The following is a 16,053-nucleotide window of genomic DNA, read 5'->3' on the forward strand; positions in this document are numbered from 1 at the left end:
GCCTATTTTTGAAGTAAACTATTATATATCAAACTTATTTTTTTAAGGTGCACTTCCTCTGATAAATTATGTGTATAATAATTGTTTACATTTTCTTTTAATTCTAATACACTAATCTTATCTATTTCTAATAAACGGGATACTGCATTTAATTTGTTATTAAAATTTATTAAAAACCCTGTTTTACCATCATCAATTAAATCTTTAAACCCGCTATGGTTAGAACCAATAACAGGCACCCCTAAGGAAAACGACTCAATGATAGTCATAGGGCAATTTTCAAACCATTTTGATGATTGAACAACGTATTTTGCTTTTTTTACAATATCAAAAAGATCTTTGTCGTACTTAGCTCCTTTATAATGAATATTTGAAATATTTTTAACTTTACTTTTTACTTGCTCTTCCGTTGGCCCTTTTCCAATTATTAGCAGCTTTAGCTGTGTTTTCTTGAAAATTTCAATCAATTCCAATACACCTTTTTCATCTGAAATCCTTCCGTAGTATAAATAATAATTTTCAAAAGTGCTATTTGAAAGGTCTTTAGGTTGTGACTTGGTGAAATTGGGGATAATTTCAATTTCTTTGCTGATTTTTTGCCTAATCATACCTGCTAAAAAATTGCTGGGACTAATAAAAGTATCTATATATTTATCATAATATCCTTGTGAATGATAAAAAAAACTTTCTGCAGCACCCAATGTGCTTTTTAAAAGAGAACCGTCAAAACAACGATCTTTAATACAATTAACAAAACTACCAGTAACGCACTTTGTACACACTTCGTTACGTTGGAAATTATAAAGCCTATGGTAAGGACATACCATTTGGCTATCATGAATTGTTTGAACTACTTTAATTCCCCTTTTCTTTATTTCAATTAAAATACTAGGTGTTAATTGGAAATTATAATTATGTAAATGAACAATATCTGGTTTATAAAGATCTAAAACCATAGCCATTTTTTTTTTATTTTTTTTTGAGTATACCGTATCTAAAGTAGTGCTTATTTTACTTTTGACACTTTGATTGGCATAATTGATGTTTGTAGCTTGTAACCCAGGAAAATCTTGAATAATGTTATCACTGTCTTCCATCCCCCAAAACTTAACTTCAATTCCCTGATCTTGTAAAGCTTGAGATAATTGAAACATATAGGTTTCTGCACCCCCAACAACTTTAAGATATTTATTTATCTGTAATATTTTCATATTTTTTTTTTATAATAAACATTAAAAATACAGCACATTCTGCAAAGACAAACACATAGCTATATGTTAATAAGTCTATTGGTTTTAATGTTAGATATATCAGAATCTTTACCACAAAGGCTATTAAAAGAATACCAAAATTAAGCTTAACTCTATCAACATAATTATTCTCAACAATATAATAGTAATTAATAATTGAAGGTAATATAGCTATAATTAATATGTTCAAAACAAATTGCCCGTTAATATAATCTAAAGGAAATAAATATTTGTAGATAATGGGAGATGCTATATTTGTAAATAAAATAGAAACAATTAATAAAGGAACTAAAAACTTTATAATAAGCTTTTTACTGTTATAAAGTTTAATAAATTGAGAAGTTATTATTGAAATAAAAAACAATTGTGCTACTTGATATAAATTTAAAGCTGATGAAAATAGAGCCAACTGAACTTTATTGGAATAGCTTTCTAAAAATATGACATCTACACGCCCAATTCCAACAAGCATTAAATAATAAAACAAATAATATTTAGATTGTTTTAATGATTTTACAATATTACTATAAATGGATTTAATACCATTAAAATAAAAATTTAAAGAGAAAACAGAATTTAAATATAATTTATTTATATAAAAAGCTATTACACCAGCTATTAAATAAATTAACAATACATGCCAAAGCTTATATTGAAAAATAAATCTTGTAAAATAAATAATTAACAAGAAAAAAAAACGAATAAGAGGCTCACTCAAAATACTTAAAACATCTACCTTAATAAAGCCTAAACCACGAGATAACATTTTGACTAATGCAGAAGTTGAAGAAAAATAAGTTACAAACGAAAATATTAAAGCCGAAACGGCAAGTAACGGACTTTTATACAAAAAAAAGAAGCCCACTATAGTAATTACAACTAATGATAAAAACAAGCGACTTGTAAATAATGTATTGATTTCATTAGTATCGTTTTTTAAGCTTTTGTTGTAAATTAGAGTATTAATCCCTCCGTCCATAACTACAGAAGACCAAAGAACAATCGCTACCAAATATGAATAGTCGGCATAATCTTCAATATTTAAAATTCTTATAAAAAGTAAAATATTTAAAAAAGAAATTGCTTTTGATAATACTTCTACAAAAGGAATAATTAACGATTTATTCTTCATATTTTTCATTAATAGTATTAACGATTAACCCGAAATAAATAAACATAACCACCGCCCTTTGTTGGGTGAAAATAGCATCAGAAGTACTATCTACTAACAATAATAACAACCCTAAAATAGCACTTATAAAATAATAATATAGACTGTTATTTATATTTCCTTTTATATGGGTTAAAAACAACTTAAAGTAATTATATATTATCAATACAAAGCTTAAAAAGCCAAAATACCCAAACTGTCCTAAAACCATTGGCCAATACTGATCGGCAACAAACCCCCAATACAACCTAGAAATTCCAAAAACTCTATTTATTCCATAAAGATCATAAACCCACGAATAATGTACCCCTGAATAATAGGAAGAGTAAGTTCCAAAACCTGTTCCTAAAGGAAAAAAGTCATACCCAATAATAAAACTATAATATAAAACCACTGCTCTAGACCAAGCAGTATCTAACGAAATAAAGACAAAATACATCTTAAATTGATCCCAAAAGAGCCATAACATTATTACCCCTAATACAGCTATAAAAGATATGAAATACAATTTGGGTACTCTGAATAATCTTTTTCCATAAAACATAAATATTAATGAAAAACCAACAAATCCAAAATATTTGACTCTCAAGGATAATAAACCAACAAGCAGGACCGCAAGAAGTAATTGCTTATTGCTCTTATAGAACTTTGGTAATAGCACTAAAAAAATAAATGAAAAAGCAAACCCGAAACGTGAAGGGTGTTTAAAAAACAATTCGATGGAATAAATCCCGTATCTTGGAAGTCGAGGGTATATTTTAAATATAAAATCGATAAAAATAATAAAAACTAATAAGTAAAATATTGGCTTAACATATTTAGAAAGTTTAGTTAATACTTTTTTTGTGCTAAATTTTTTCGACAACAATCTTACCGCAAAATAGCTTATAAAAGCTTTATAAAAAACAATGAAATCACCAATAATTGCTGCGCCTTCTGTTACATGTTCATTTCTATAATTAACCCAATTTGATAGCAAACCAATTACAGAAATAACCCCTAAAAGTAAAATAATGTAATATTCATTTCTAAACAGCACAATTTTTCCTTTTACTGCAAAATAAAAAAGAAAGATTAAAAACGACAATAACCCTATAAATTCATCTATAAATCCAATAGAATTGACAAATGCATCATATAAAAATACAAGTACAAGTACATACAACAATATACTTTGTTCAACTATTGTAGAAACTTTAATCTTTAATTGCATTATAGTTTTTTTATAAAATCCTCTAATACATTATTCCAATCCACATGTTTTATATTGGGCAAACTACTAAATATACGTGTTCTATTAATTGGTGGTAATTTTCTTAAAGCATCTTCTATTTTATCTGTACCATTAACTAAAAAAGATTTATCTTTTATATAATCCAACTCTGTACCATCAGCACCTATAACACTCAAGACTGGCAAGCCAAACAATAAAGACTGAAGAATAGCTAAACCTCCATCTCCTGGTAAAATAAATAAATCACTTTCAAAATAAAACATTTTAAGTTGGCTTTTATCATAAATTGGGCCTAACACCTTAATTTTATCATTGTCCTCTACATATAATTTAAGTTCTTCCAATTGATTACCACCACCAATTACAGTTAAAGAAAACTGCTTTTCAATATTACCACTATTTAATTTTGTTACAATATCAATTAATTGCTTCACTTTTTTTCTTTCTTCAACAACACCAACATAAAGCAGTTTAATATTTGATTCATCAAACTTATAACTATTAACGCTTTCATTTATTTCGGCTGATATAGATTCGAAATAAGAGGTGTTAATCGTATTTAAATTTAAAAACACCTTGTTAGCTCCCATGTGGTTTTCAAGATAATTTTTCGCAAGGGTTGAATATCCCATCTGTCCGTCCGTACATCTTATAAAAGGAGCTACTATTAAATCTATTAACTTTCTCTTAAAAGAACGAATAGGAAGAGAATAACCTGCATCCCACCAAATAGTTTTCTTATTGAAAAGTTTTGCAAGCGGAACTAAGTAAATGTTGTTTAAAAGATTTGTTGTGCCTTCAAAAACAATAACATCGTATTTAGTTATTATATTTATTGATTTTGGATATAAGAAAAAATTGGTTGACCTAGTTTCTCCTGAATAGCCAATCTTAATTGATGGTAATTGATGAATATTAAGATTGCTATATTCATTTAAAGTATCTTGATATTTTGCTAATTTTAAAGTTCCAACACTATCTCCCTTAGATGTTATAATTCCAACCTCTTTAAAGTCATCACATAATACTTTCAATAGATCTAATCTATATTTAGTTATAACTCGTTGAACAAATAATATTTTTGTTTTAGCAATATCCAAGACAATAAGTTGTTAAAAATTATTAATTAACATATTTAAATTTTAAAAAACACTCATAAAAAATTATCTCTTAATAATCCCACAAAAATCTAACACCACCTTATCTGAAGCAATTTCTAAAGCTTTAAATTCATCGTGAGCTACTAAAAAAACGATAACATCTGCCTTTTTTACAGCATCATTATAATTGGTTAACTTAAATACCTTATGTTCTGCAATATTAGGTTCCACAATATAATACTCTTCATTATTCGCATTTTGGAGTACTTTTTGAGTAATATATTTGGCAGGCGACTCTCTTAAATCATCAATATTTGGTTTGAAAGCTAAGCCCATTAAAGCGATACTTGGCTTACGACCATGTTTTAATTCAAACTCTAATTTTACTGTTTGTACTTTTTCAGCACACCAAAAAGACTTATAATTATTTATCTCTCTTGCTTTTCCTATAATTTTAGATTCCATAGGGTATTCTGCTACTATAAAATAAGGATCTACAGCAATACAATGCCCACCTACTCCACACCCTGGTTGTAATATATTTACTCTTGGATGTTTATTCGCCAAATCTATAAGCTCCCATACATTTATATCGGCTTTATCACAAATCAACGATAACTCATTAGCGAATGCTATTTGTACATCTCTAGATGAGTTTTCAACCAATTTACACATCTCTGCTGTTCGTGCATTAGTTTTATGTAAGTCGCCTTTTATAAATTGTCTATAAAAAGCGACTGCCTTTTCTGTAGATTTTTTATCTACACCACCAATAACACGATCGTTATGAACCAATTCATACATCACATTCCCTGGAAGCACTCGTTCTGGACAATACGCTATATTTAGTTTTTCCTTTAATTCTGGACGCTCTTGATGAATGAAGTCCATCATCTTTTCTGTAGTTCCTACTGGTGAAGTTGATTCTATAATATATAAATCATCTTCTTTTAGCATTGGAATGATTGCTTTTGTTGCTGCCTCAACAAACGAAATATCGGGTTCGTTTTTAGCTTTAAAAGGTGTTGGAACTACAATAAGATAAGTATTAGCTTCAACAGGAGTTGTTGATGCTTTTAAATAACCTTCTTTAACAGCATTTGCCACTGCAATATCTAATTCTGGTTCAATAATATGAATTTTACCTGCATTTATGGTTTCTACTACTTTAAGGTTAATATCAACACCATGAACATGGGTTTTATTTTGTGCTATTAAAGCTGCGGTTGGAAGCCCAATGTAACCTAATCCAATCATTACTACTTCTGGCTGACTCATTATCTTATATGATTTTTTATATAATTTACTATTTTTTCACAAGCATTTCCGGCCCCATATGGATTATGCAATTTACTCATGTTCAAATAAGTTTCAGTGCTATTTAAAAGTTTTATTGTTTCGGAGATAATAGTATCGGTATCAGTACCTACTAATAGTACAGTCCCAGCTTCAACAGCCTCTGGTCGTTCAGTAGTACTACGCATAACCAATACTGGTTTTCCTAAACTAGGTGCTTCCTCTTGTACGCCACCACTATCTGTAATAATTAAATATGATTTTTCCATTAACCAAACAAATGCAGGATACGATAATGGATCAATCAATTTTATATTATTGATACCAGATAACAAGTTATAAACAGGTTTTTGAACGTTGGGATTAAGATGAACTGGATATATTATTTCACAATCAATATACGCTTCTGCAATTTCTTTTAGTGCTTTACATATATTAATAAAACCTTGACCATGATTTTCTCTTCTGTGTCCTGTTACTAAAATGAGCCTTTTTTCTTTATCTACTAATTTTTTTAAAGATTCAATTTCTTGATCATTAAAATTGTTAGAGTTAACTTTATCAACACTAAATAACAAAGCATCTATCACTGTATTACCAGTAACAAGGATACTTTCCTCTTTTTTATTTTCATTAAGTAAATTTTGTCTGGAGGTTATTGTAGGAGCAAAGTGTATATTAGCAACAACTCCTGTTACAGACCTGTTCATTTCTTCTGGAAATGGAGATTTCATGTTAAAGGTCCTTAAGCCAGCTTCTACATGACAAATCTGTGCGCCAGAATAAAATCCTGCAATACTAGTTGCCATAGTAGTGGTTGTATCTCCATGTACAAAAATATAGTCTGGTTTAAAGTCCTCGAAAACAGGTTTTAAATTTGTGATTATATCGGAAGTTAATGAATATAGATTTTGATTTGGCTTCATCAAATCTAAATCATAATGTGGTATTATTTCAAAAAAGGATAATACTTGATCTAACATTTCTCTATGTTGAGCAGTTATACACACTTTAGTTTCAAAACTACTTGAATTTTTTTCAAATTCTTTAACCAATGGAGCCATTTTAATGGCTTCTGGCCTAGTTCCAAAAACGACAAGTATTTTTTTTTTATCTCTCATTTACAATAGTATGTAATATATTAAGTTTGGTTTAATATCCTTAAATAATAATCTAAAGATTCTTTAAAACCGAGTTTTTAGGTCGTCGTGCAAAAGTACGATATTTCTTCACCATAACAAGTTTTACTTCGCTTGATAGGTTGTTATCCTTTAAAATTTCCTCAGCAAAATCATACCAAGTCATGGCTTTTTTATCAGAAAAATGATGAATACCAAATTGTATGCTCTCCTGATGAATTAAACTAACTATATAATTGGATAAATTCACAACATCAGTTGGGCAACCTATTTGTTCTGTTGTTATAGACAGCTGTTTTTCTGTTTTAGCTTTATTAATAATAGTTCTATAAAAATTATTACCATATTTCTTACTATAAAGCCAAGAGGTTCTAACTATAAAATAGTTACTTAAAATATCTTTAATATATATCTCTCCTTGTAGTTTTGACTTCCCATACTCGTTTATAGGGTTTGTTACATCATCTGCCGTATATGGTTCTTTTTTCTCTCCATCAAACACATAATCTGTTGAAATATGAATTAAGATGGTATTTGTTTCCTTACAAGCTTCGGCTAAATTTTTAACACCTTCCGCATTAATTTTATATGCTGATTCTGGTGTTATTTCGGCTTGTTCAACGTTTGTGTAAGCCGCGCAATTAATGCAATAATCAAACATGTTTTGATTGAAAAAAGAAATAAGATTTTCTCTACGAGTAATATCTAACTCTTGTTTTATTACAAACGTAAAATCCAATCCTATATTATTTTCAGAAAATAACTCATGAATCGTTTTACCTAACTGCCCACTTGCCCCTGTAACTAAAACATTTTTATTCATTTAGAAAATCTTCAAATGTTGATAAACACTTATCTTTTTCTGAAATTACAAACGCATCCTGCATTAAACCCCAATCTATATTTAATTTTTCATCATTATATAATATGCCCGATTCGGCTGCTTTATTATAATAATTATCACATTTATAGGAAAAAATAGTGTCATCCTCAAGCACTAAAAATCCATGAGCAAATCCTCTTGGCACATAAAGTTGCTGCTTATTTAAATCATCTAAAAGGATTGAAAAATAGTGTCCAAATGTAGAAGATTCTTTTCTAAGATCCACACAAACATCTAATACTTTTCCTTTAATAACTTGTACTAATTTGGCTTGTGCAAAAGCATCTTTTTGAAAATGTAATCCTCTTAAAACTCCTTTTGACGATTTTGATATATTATCTTGAACAAAATTGACTTTCACACCTGTTTTAGATTCAAATGATTGCGTATTAAAACTCTCAAAAAAAAAGCCTCTCTCATCTTCAAATACCTTAGGAGTTATAACAAAGCACCCTTTTAAATGTGTTTCTTCTACTAACATCCTATTTTATATTAATTGATATAGATATTCACCATAACCACTTTTAAGTAATGGTTTTGCTAATTTTTTTAATTGCGTTTTATCTATATAACCCATCTTATAGGCCGTTTCTTCAATGCAACCAATTTTTTGACCTTGTCTGTCCTCAATTACTTGAACAAATTGAGATGCTTGCATGAGTGATGTAAATGTACCTGTATCCAACCAAGCCGTTCCTTTATCCAGTATCTGAACATTAAGTGCTCCTATCTTCAGGTAAATTTTATTTACATCCGTTATTTCTAATTCTCCCCTATTACTTGGTTTAATATTTTTAGCAATTTCAATTACTGAATTATCATAAAAATAAATACCAGGAACTGCATAATTAGATTTCGGTTTTTTTGGTTTTTCTTCTATAGATATCACTTTATTGTTGTCATCAAATTCAACAACGCCATAACGTTGAGGGTCTTGAACATGATACGCAAAAATAACCCCTCCTTTAGGATTGATATTTTCCTGCAATGTTTTATCCAGTCCGGAACCATAAAAAATATTATCGCCTAAAATGAGCGCGACACTCTCTTCTCCTATGAATGTTTCTGCAATTAAAAAAGCTTCTGCTAATCCATTTGGTTGTTCTTGTATAGCATACTCAAAAGTGCAACCATAGTCTTTGCCATCGCCTAATAGTTCTTTAAACCTTGGAGTGTCTTTAGTTGTAGAAATTATTAGAATATCTCGAATTCCAGCGGACATTAATGTTGTTAAAGGATAATAAATCATAGGCTTATCGTATATTGGCATAAGCTGTTTACTAACCACTTTAGTTAACGGGTATAACCTAGTACCAGAGCCTCCTGCCAAAATAATTCCTTTCATCCTTTAGTTATATTGTTTCATGTAATAAGATTGATATTCTCCTGAAGTGACGCTATTCAACCAATCTTCGTTATTTAAATACCAATCAATTGTTTTTTTTAAACCTTCTTCAAATGTTACTGATGGCTTCCAACCCAAGTCCTTACTTATTTTTGATGCATCAATAGCATACCTTAAATCATGACCAGGACGATCCTTTACATAGGTAATTAATTCTTCTGAAGAACCTTCTTCACGACCTAACTTAAAATCCATTTGAGCGCATAACAAACGTACTAAATCAATATTTTTCCATTCATTAAAACCGCCTATATTGTACGTTTCACTAAACTTGCCTTTGTGAAAAACCAAATCGATAGCCATCGCATGATCTTTTACATAAAGCCAATCCCTAGTATAATTACCGTCTCCATATATTGGCAAAGGTTTGTTATTTATAATATTGTTTATAAATAGTGGTATTAATTTTTCTGGAAACTGATTTTGCCCATAGTTATTTGAACAATTTGTAATTATATATGGCAATCCGTAGGTTTCTCCATAAGCACGAACAAAATGATCTGAACTAGCTTTTGAAGCTGAATATGGTGAATTAGGGTCATATGCCGTTGTTTCTGTAAATAACCCTGTATGTCCTAACGTTCCATAAACCTCATCAGTACTTACATGATAAAAAAGTTTTCCTTCAAAACTACTTTCCCAACAAGCTTTAAAAGCATTTAATAAAACCATAGTGCCTATAACATTTGTTTTTACAAAGGCTAAAGGATCTGTAATTGACCTATCTACATGCGATTCTGCCGCCAGATGTATTACACCCTCAAATTGATGTTTATTAAATAAATTATTTATAAAAACTTCATCGGTAATATCGCCTTTTATGAAAGTGTAATTGGATTTATTCTCAATATCTTTAAGATTTTCTAAATTACCTGCATAAGTAAGAGCATCTAAATTAAAAACTTGATAATTTGGATATTTTTCCACAAATAACCTTACTACATGAGAGCCTATAAACCCTGCACCTCCTGTAATTAATAGTTTCATTACTAATGCTTTTTATATTTTTCTAAAAATTTAATAAAATCTAAGCATAGTAATACAACTAAAGTTAATAGAACCAAACAAAATACATAATATAATTTAGGGTTCATTTTTTTACCAAATAAGGTTTTACTTTTATCTAATACACCACTTTCTTGCTTGCTTGATATCACATCAATAATAAATTCTTTATCTGCTTGATTTCTTCTGTTTCTAACCAGCTGCTTCCTCAATTCTAAATCACTTTTAAAAAGATCTAATTCCTTAGTTTTATCTATCTGTGTAGAACCTTCAATCATAATACTAGTTTGTGAAGCTGTATTGTTGTCTAACCCTTTTTCCAAAACTCTTTTATAAGTGCTTTGTAAAGAATCAGATTGGCTCAAAGCTTCCAACAAAATGGACTCTTCATTTTTTAGCTCTATTATATCTTTTTTTTGTTCTCTTTCAAAAAATTCATTTGTATATATACTTTCAATTATATTATCAAATACTTTCTTAAAATTATTTCTAACTGTTGATTCTATAGCTATTTGTTGATATTCATAATCATAATCTTTTAAATTTTCGGTATAATCTTTATAGGTTATTTTTGAAGCAACCGCAGTATCCAATGTTTTAAGGTAGGCATCAAAATATTGAAGCCTTTGATTATCATTAATAACAGGGCTAATATCAAATCCTAAAATAGATGCAGCTTCTTCTACCTCTATATTTAAAGTATTTTTTAAAGTAGAAATATCTTTTTGTGCTATCAAACTATTATAATAATTAATAGAATTATAAAGATTCTCACCTGTTGAATAATTTTGTTTAATAGTTGCGTAGGATTTATACACAGGTTCTGAAGTCTTTTCTAATAAAAAACCAATAGCAATACCTATAATTCCGGCAATAAAGAATTTTAATATATTTTTTTTTATAAAAAACACAAACCATACAAACGCTAAAAAAATGCTATTTAAAATTCCACCAATAAAACGAAAAAAACGATCAAAAGCATTTCCTATCATCTTAAATAATTGCCCTAAATCGACTTCTTCAGATTGCTGGGGTTGTGGCAAATCTTTACTCATAACTATAATTTATTTATTTAATAATTGTTCTAATATTTTTCGTGTAATTAAATATGTTGGTTTAACTCCAGAGGTACCTAAGCCTCCCGAAGCTAACGTACCACCTGTTTCTAATGGATTATCACTAGCGTAATAGGCATATCTGACTTTAACATCAGGGCTTATGCTTCTTCTGACTTTAGAGGCTGCTTGAATGGCCTTTTGATAATGAGCACCTTCCATTTCTAAACCAATAACATTCCAAGTTGAATTATAAAAAAACTTTAAAATGTCCTTGTTTTGTAATGATGTTCCTAAAACAGTAATCATAGAGCCTTCAAAAACATTCACTCCCTGATTGCTCAAATCTGATTTTTTTAATTCATTTTTAAAAGGGTAATTATCAGCAGTACCTTCAAAAATATGGGCCGATGGAATCATGATATCACCTTTGCCACCTTCTAAAATTCCCGCTTTTCCCATTATTGAAATAGACTTAACATTTAGGTGAATTTTTTTACCATCTTTATGAAATGGCTTTAGTAATTCGTCCATCGTTTCATAAGCCTGCTCACCAAAAGCATAATCCATAACCAGTATAATTGGTTTAGTTGATTTTATATATTTTTCATTGGCTGAAATATCCATTTTAGAAATATCTATTTCTGAAGTATCAAAAATTTGAACATCAATATTTGTTCCAGATGAATCTTTAATATATACCATTCCTCTCAACAACGCTTCTTTAGCTACTTTATTTCTAAGGTCTTCATTTTCATTTTTACTTAAAGACTTATAAACTTCAAAAATATCTTTTTTAGAAACTACTGTTTTTAATGCATTTGGAGCAAATAATGTATTCATAACACTATGCATATTAGCGCTAATGATATGAATAGGTCTACCCAATAAGCCTTTTATGTTTAGTGTTTCCTTTATAGTGTTTGCCCAAAGTTCTCCATGTATATGATGCCCTAAACGCTCTCTCAATACAGGGCTAAAGGTAACTGTACGCTTATTATCGTGTAACTGTTCTTCTATTGCTAATCTTCCTAACCAATATACAATATGTAATAAGCGTTCGGGTTGGGTTGATATAGAAAATTGATTATAAACAGCTCTTAACTCATCAAAGGTTCTTCCTAAAATATTTGCAGCATGGGTAATAGCTATCTCACGCTCTTGCTGAGTCAACTTCTTTTTTGATAATACTGCTTTTTCAAGCTTTATCCAATCTCTAGTAGTAACACCTTCTTCGTCAATAAGAACATTTTTACTTATCTTATGAGATTCTACAAAAAGAAAGGTAAGATGTGTTAAAATATCATAGATTTCTGAACGGCCACGAGTAATCTCAATATTCATTTGTTCACTATCAATACGATAACAATTCCGACGTCTCTTCTCTGGAATTATAGGTTTAAAATGAGAGTTTGAATAACCTTCATCGCTTGTTAAATTAATAAAAGAACATTCTTCAATACCTTGAGGCAACCTATCAATAACATATAGCAACCCTTCCAATTCTGCTTTATCTTCTCCTATTGAACCATAAATTTCAGGCCTTAGTAGTAGCAGAGATTCTCTTAAAGTTTCTCCTGAAACTCCCATGGGCTTATAAAAACCACGATTGAACAAATGTCGCATTGTAATGTACATCTTTTCGATGGCATTGGAGCTTTCTTGAGCGCGTGTTCTACGATGGTTTTTATTAATCATATTGGGTAAAGGTAATATTATTTAATAAGATTTAACTGATGAAAAACCTCAATAATTTTACGGTCATTTGATAAACGAGGCACTTTATTTTGCCCCCCCAATTTACCTATAGATTTCATGTAATCTTGAAAACCATTTTTCTTGATTTTAGTAATCTTTAGTGGTTGCAATACTTTACCCTCTATTAAATCAAAATAATAGGTGTTTTGTTTTTGAAGTGCCACATCAATTTTACTTGCCAAATCTGAAATATTTTCAGGTTCATTTTCAAATTCTATGAACCATTCGTGATATGGAAGTCCTTTTTCAGGTGTAATTTGAGGTGCTACCGTAAATTCTGAAACCCTAATATTAGTATTTATTGTGGCTTCCTTCATTGCCTCTTCTACCTCTTTGCCAATAACGTGCTCACCAAAAGCTGAAATAAAATGTTTAATACGCCCAGATACAATAATTCTATATGGTTTTGTAGATGTAAATTGTACTGTATCGCCTATATTATAAGCCCATAACCCGGCATTAGTAGAAATAATCAATACGTAATTAACACCAACCTCAACATCCCTAATAGTAATACGCTTAGGATTTTCATTAAAAAAATCTTCTACTTTAATAAATTCATAAAAAATACCAGAGTTAAGCTGAAGTAACATCCCTCTTTCATTCTGTTTATCTTGAAATGCGAAAAAACCTTCACTGGCAGGAAACAACTCAATACTATCAACTTTTTTTCCAATTAAATTTTCAAACTTAGCTCTATAAGGTTCATAATTAACGCCTCCGAAAATAAATAAATTGAAATTTTTAAAAACATCACTTATCTGTTTTCCTGTTTTTTGTTGCAATTTTTCAAAATACATTTGAACCCATGATGGAATACCAGCTATAACAGTCATATCTTCATTTACTGTTTCTTCAACTATAGCATTTACTTTAGTTTCCCAATCTTCAATACAATTTGTTTCCCATGAAGGCATTCTATTTTTCTGTAAATATTTTGGAACATAATGTGCTGAAATACCTGATAATCTTCCTACATTGATACCATTTTTTTTTGTTAAAACTGGACTACCTTGTAAAAAAATCATTTTACCATCTACAAACCTACTACGGCCTGTTTCATGGATATAAAACAAAATTGCGTTGCGAGACGCATTCACCTGAGCTTTAATTGAAGGCTTTGTTATTGGAATGTATTTAACACCAGAAGTTGTTCCTGATGTTTTAGCAAAATATTCTGGTTTACCCAACCAAAGTATGTTTTCTTCGCCAGCAACAACCCGCTCTATATAAGGTTTAATGGCTTCATAATCTCTAACAGGGACACGCTTTACAAAATCTTCATGTGTTTTAATTCCAGAAAAATCATGATCTTTTCCAAAAACTGTTTTTTTAGCGCCATTAATTAAATCTTGAAATACTTTTTGCTGTGTTTCAATAGGCTTATTTGCCCATTTTTGAACACTTTTATAAACACGTTTTGCAAACGGTTTAGCAAGAACTGATTTTAGTGATATCATTATTTAAAATCTATAAAATTTGTTGGGTTAATGGGGTATCCATCGTTCCATAACTCAAAATGCAAATGCGGTCCAGTAGATAATGTACCTGTATTGCCTGCAGTAGATATAACTTCGCCTGTTTTTACAAAATCACCTTGGCTTTTAGTTAATGATGCATTGTGTTTATATACCGAAATTAATCCATAACTATGTTCTAAAATGATAACGTAACCTGTTTCAGCCGTCCATTCTGCAAAAATTACGGTACCATCGGCAGTAGCTTTTACAGGTGTATTTGGAGCCACAACAAGATCTACAGCATAATGCTTTTCTTTTAGATTGTAAGGAGCACTAATCTCTCCGTTTACTGGCGGAAATAATACAAAATTTGTAGCAGTTTCAGCGGATTCAAATAAATTGTATTTATCTTCTTTATCTACTTTTTCGCGTAAAATGGAATCTTCATGAATGGGTCTTAAATCCACTTCACTTGCTTCTAATTTTACAGCTTGGATAATAGAATCTTTATTAAAATCTACTTTATTGACTTCTCCCTGCAATACTTTTTTAATAGATTCATAAAAACGATCATTCATTAAAATAACCTGTTGTAACGAATCCGTCTTATAATTCAATTCTATAGCTTTCTTTTTTAAAGCAGTAGATGAATATCCAGGTATATACTCTCTTAAAGGTGTAAATGCTATAATTAGGTAAGTAATCCCTATTAAAAAAACACACAATAAAGATCCTAAAACAAACACATTGAGTCGTGAGAGTTTAAAGGATAATCGCTCCTCAAAAGTATCTTCATTAAGAATTACAAGGCGATACTTATCAAGCAGTTTCTTCCTTATTTTTTTTTGCTTTTTTTTGTTTTCTATCATGCCAAAACAAAAATAATAGAATTTTATTGAACAATGTTGTTCTTTAGTTAAACTTGTGTTTATTTAGATTTTCATAAAAAATAAAATGGCGTTTTAAAACATTATCTTTAACACTTACACAGTATGAAATCTTTGTGATTAAAACGATATAATTAAACTTTAATTATTAACTTTGTTGTTTAAATTTAATTATTATGAGCTTATATATGTTACCACTTGTTATCGGAGCACCTCAAATTATTTTAATTGTCGTGGTAGTTTTATTATTGTTTGGAGGGAAAAAGATTCCAGAATTAATGAGAGGGCTTGGTAGCGGCATCAAAGAATTTAAAGATGCTAGTAAAGATGATGATACAAAAAAAGATAAAAAAGAATAGAATTTCTTTATTAATACTTCAAACAAAAAACCAACGCAATGCGTTGGTTTT

The 16,053-nt window shown here is 29.6% G+C and carries 15 protein-coding genes; 1 reads left to right on the forward strand and 14 read right to left on the reverse strand.

The window, feature by feature from the left end:
• Nucleotides 1-2 precede the first annotated feature (2 nt).
• The 14 genes from APS56_RS10785 to APS56_RS10850 all read right to left on the reverse strand — a co-directional run bounded on the left by APS56_RS10785 (nt 3) and on the right by APS56_RS10850 (nt 15,625).
• Nucleotides 3-1,211: a glycosyltransferase family 4 protein gene (locus tag APS56_RS10785; RefSeq protein WP_054727971.1), complete on the reverse strand. Its 1,209-nt coding sequence runs from the start codon at nt 1,209-1,211 to the stop codon at nt 3-5.
• A complete protein-coding gene (locus tag APS56_RS10790) occupies nt 1,189-2,382 on the reverse strand; it encodes an oligosaccharide flippase family protein (protein ID WP_157757657.1) in 1,194 nt (397 codons plus the stop codon). Before APS56_RS10790 ends, APS56_RS10785 begins: the two co-directional genes overlap by 23 nt.
• Complete coding sequence (locus APS56_RS10795; RefSeq protein WP_054727975.1) at nt 2,372-3,634, reverse strand: hypothetical protein; 1,263 nt, start codon at nt 3,632-3,634, stop codon at nt 2,372-2,374. The genes APS56_RS10790 and APS56_RS10795 overlap by 11 nt, the downstream gene beginning before the upstream one ends.
• Nucleotides 3,634-4,689 carry a glycosyltransferase gene (locus APS56_RS10800; RefSeq protein WP_157757658.1) on the reverse strand — a complete coding sequence of 352 codons (1,056 nt, stop codon included), beginning with the start codon at nt 4,687-4,689 and terminating at the stop codon, nt 3,634-3,636. Before APS56_RS10800 ends, APS56_RS10795 begins: the two co-directional genes overlap by 1 nt.
• Nucleotides 4,690-4,818: 129 nt before the next feature.
• Nucleotides 4,819-6,033 (reverse strand): UDP-N-acetyl-D-mannosamine dehydrogenase, encoded by a 1,215-nt coding sequence (gene wecC, locus APS56_RS10805; protein ID WP_054727979.1) that lies wholly within the window; start codon nt 6,031-6,033, stop codon nt 4,819-4,821.
• A complete protein-coding gene (gene wecB / locus APS56_RS10810) occupies nt 6,033-7,172 on the reverse strand; it encodes a non-hydrolyzing UDP-N-acetylglucosamine 2-epimerase (RefSeq protein ID WP_054727982.1) in 1,140 nt (379 codons plus the stop codon). The genes wecC and wecB overlap by 1 nt, the downstream gene beginning before the upstream one ends.
• A gap of 52 nt (nt 7,173-7,224) precedes the next feature.
• Complete coding sequence (gene rfbD, locus APS56_RS10815; RefSeq protein WP_054727984.1) at nt 7,225-8,013, reverse strand: dTDP-4-dehydrorhamnose reductase; 789 nt, start codon at nt 8,011-8,013, stop codon at nt 7,225-7,227.
• Complete coding sequence (rfbC, locus tag APS56_RS10820; protein WP_054727986.1) at nt 8,006-8,554, reverse strand: dTDP-4-dehydrorhamnose 3,5-epimerase; 549 nt, start codon at nt 8,552-8,554, stop codon at nt 8,006-8,008. Before rfbC ends, rfbD begins: the two co-directional genes overlap by 8 nt.
• Nucleotides 8,555-8,560: 6 nt before the next feature.
• Nucleotides 8,561-9,418 (reverse strand): glucose-1-phosphate thymidylyltransferase RfbA, encoded by an 858-nt coding sequence (rfbA, locus tag APS56_RS10825; protein ID WP_054727988.1) that lies wholly within the window; start codon nt 9,416-9,418, stop codon nt 8,561-8,563.
• A gap of 3 nt (nt 9,419-9,421) precedes the next feature.
• Entirely contained in the window at nt 9,422-10,465 is a 1,044-nt protein-coding gene (rfbB, locus tag APS56_RS10830; RefSeq protein WP_054727990.1) for a dTDP-glucose 4,6-dehydratase, read from the reverse strand.
• 2 nt (nt 10,466-10,467) lie between these two features.
• Entirely contained in the window at nt 10,468-11,538 is a 1,071-nt protein-coding gene (locus APS56_RS10835) for a hypothetical protein (protein WP_054727992.1), read from the reverse strand.
• 9 nt (nt 11,539-11,547) lie between these two features.
• Nucleotides 11,548-13,236 (reverse strand): DUF6909 family protein, encoded by a 1,689-nt coding sequence (locus APS56_RS10840; RefSeq protein ID WP_054727994.1) that lies wholly within the window; start codon nt 13,234-13,236, stop codon nt 11,548-11,550.
• 17 nt (nt 13,237-13,253) lie between these two features.
• Nucleotides 13,254-14,756 carry a GH3 auxin-responsive promoter family protein gene (locus APS56_RS10845; RefSeq protein WP_054727997.1) on the reverse strand — a complete coding sequence of 501 codons (1,503 nt, stop codon included), beginning with the start codon at nt 14,754-14,756 and terminating at the stop codon, nt 13,254-13,256.
• A complete protein-coding gene (locus APS56_RS10850; RefSeq protein ID WP_054727999.1) occupies nt 14,756-15,625 on the reverse strand; it encodes a M23 family metallopeptidase in 870 nt (289 codons plus the stop codon). Before APS56_RS10850 ends, APS56_RS10845 begins: the two co-directional genes overlap by 1 nt.
• A 194-nt stretch (nt 15,626-15,819) precedes the next feature.
• Between APS56_RS10850 and tatA the strand changes: the two genes are divergently transcribed.
• Nucleotides 15,820-16,002 carry a twin-arginine translocase TatA/TatE family subunit gene (tatA, locus tag APS56_RS10855; RefSeq protein ID WP_054728001.1) on the forward strand — a complete coding sequence of 61 codons (183 nt, stop codon included), beginning with the start codon at nt 15,820-15,822 and terminating at the stop codon, nt 16,000-16,002.
• Nucleotides 16,003-16,053: the final 51 nt, after the last annotated feature.

Origin of the sequence: Pseudalgibacter alginicilyticus (genome assembly GCF_001310225.1) — a bacterium.
GTDB classification, from domain to species: domain Bacteria; phylum Bacteroidota; class Bacteroidia; order Flavobacteriales; family Flavobacteriaceae; genus Pseudalgibacter; species Pseudalgibacter alginicilyticus.

Coding starts and splice junctions, on each gene's coding strand:
- APS56_RS10785 (WP_054727971.1), bottom strand. CDS start 1,211: ATGAAAATATTACAGATAAATAAATATCTTAAAGTTGTTGGGGGTGCA.
- rfbB (WP_054727990.1), bottom strand. CDS start 10,465: ATGAAACTATTAATTACAGGAGGTGCAGGGTTTATAGGCTCTCATGTA.
- tatA (WP_054728001.1), top strand. CDS start 15,820: ATGAGCTTATATATGTTACCACTTGTTATCGGAGCACCTCAAATTATT.
- APS56_RS10850 (WP_054727999.1), bottom strand. CDS start 15,625: ATGATAGAAAACAAAAAAAAGCAAAAAAAAATAAGGAAGAAACTGCTT.
- APS56_RS10840 (WP_054727994.1), bottom strand. CDS start 13,236: ATGATTAATAAAAACCATCGTAGAACACGCGCTCAAGAAAGCTCCAAT.
- rfbD (WP_054727984.1), bottom strand. CDS start 8,013: ATGAATAAAAATGTTTTAGTTACAGGGGCAAGTGGGCAGTTAGGTAAA.
- wecC (WP_054727979.1), bottom strand. CDS start 6,033: ATGAGTCAGCCAGAAGTAGTAATGATTGGATTAGGTTACATTGGGCTT.
- APS56_RS10790 (WP_157757657.1), bottom strand. CDS start 2,382: ATGAAGAATAAATCGTTAATTATTCCTTTTGTAGAAGTATTATCAAAA.
- APS56_RS10845 (WP_054727997.1), bottom strand. CDS start 14,756: ATGATATCACTAAAATCAGTTCTTGCTAAACCGTTTGCAAAACGTGTT.
- wecB (WP_054727982.1), bottom strand. CDS start 7,172: ATGAGAGATAAAAAAAAAATACTTGTCGTTTTTGGAACTAGGCCAGAA.
- rfbC (WP_054727986.1), bottom strand. CDS start 8,554: ATGTTAGTAGAAGAAACACATTTAAAAGGGTGCTTTGTTATAACTCCT.
- APS56_RS10795 (WP_054727975.1), bottom strand. CDS start 3,634: ATGCAATTAAAGATTAAAGTTTCTACAATAGTTGAACAAAGTATATTG.
- APS56_RS10835 (WP_054727992.1), bottom strand. CDS start 11,538: ATGAGTAAAGATTTGCCACAACCCCAGCAATCTGAAGAAGTCGATTTA.
- rfbA (WP_054727988.1), bottom strand. CDS start 9,418: ATGAAAGGAATTATTTTGGCAGGAGGCTCTGGTACTAGGTTATACCCG.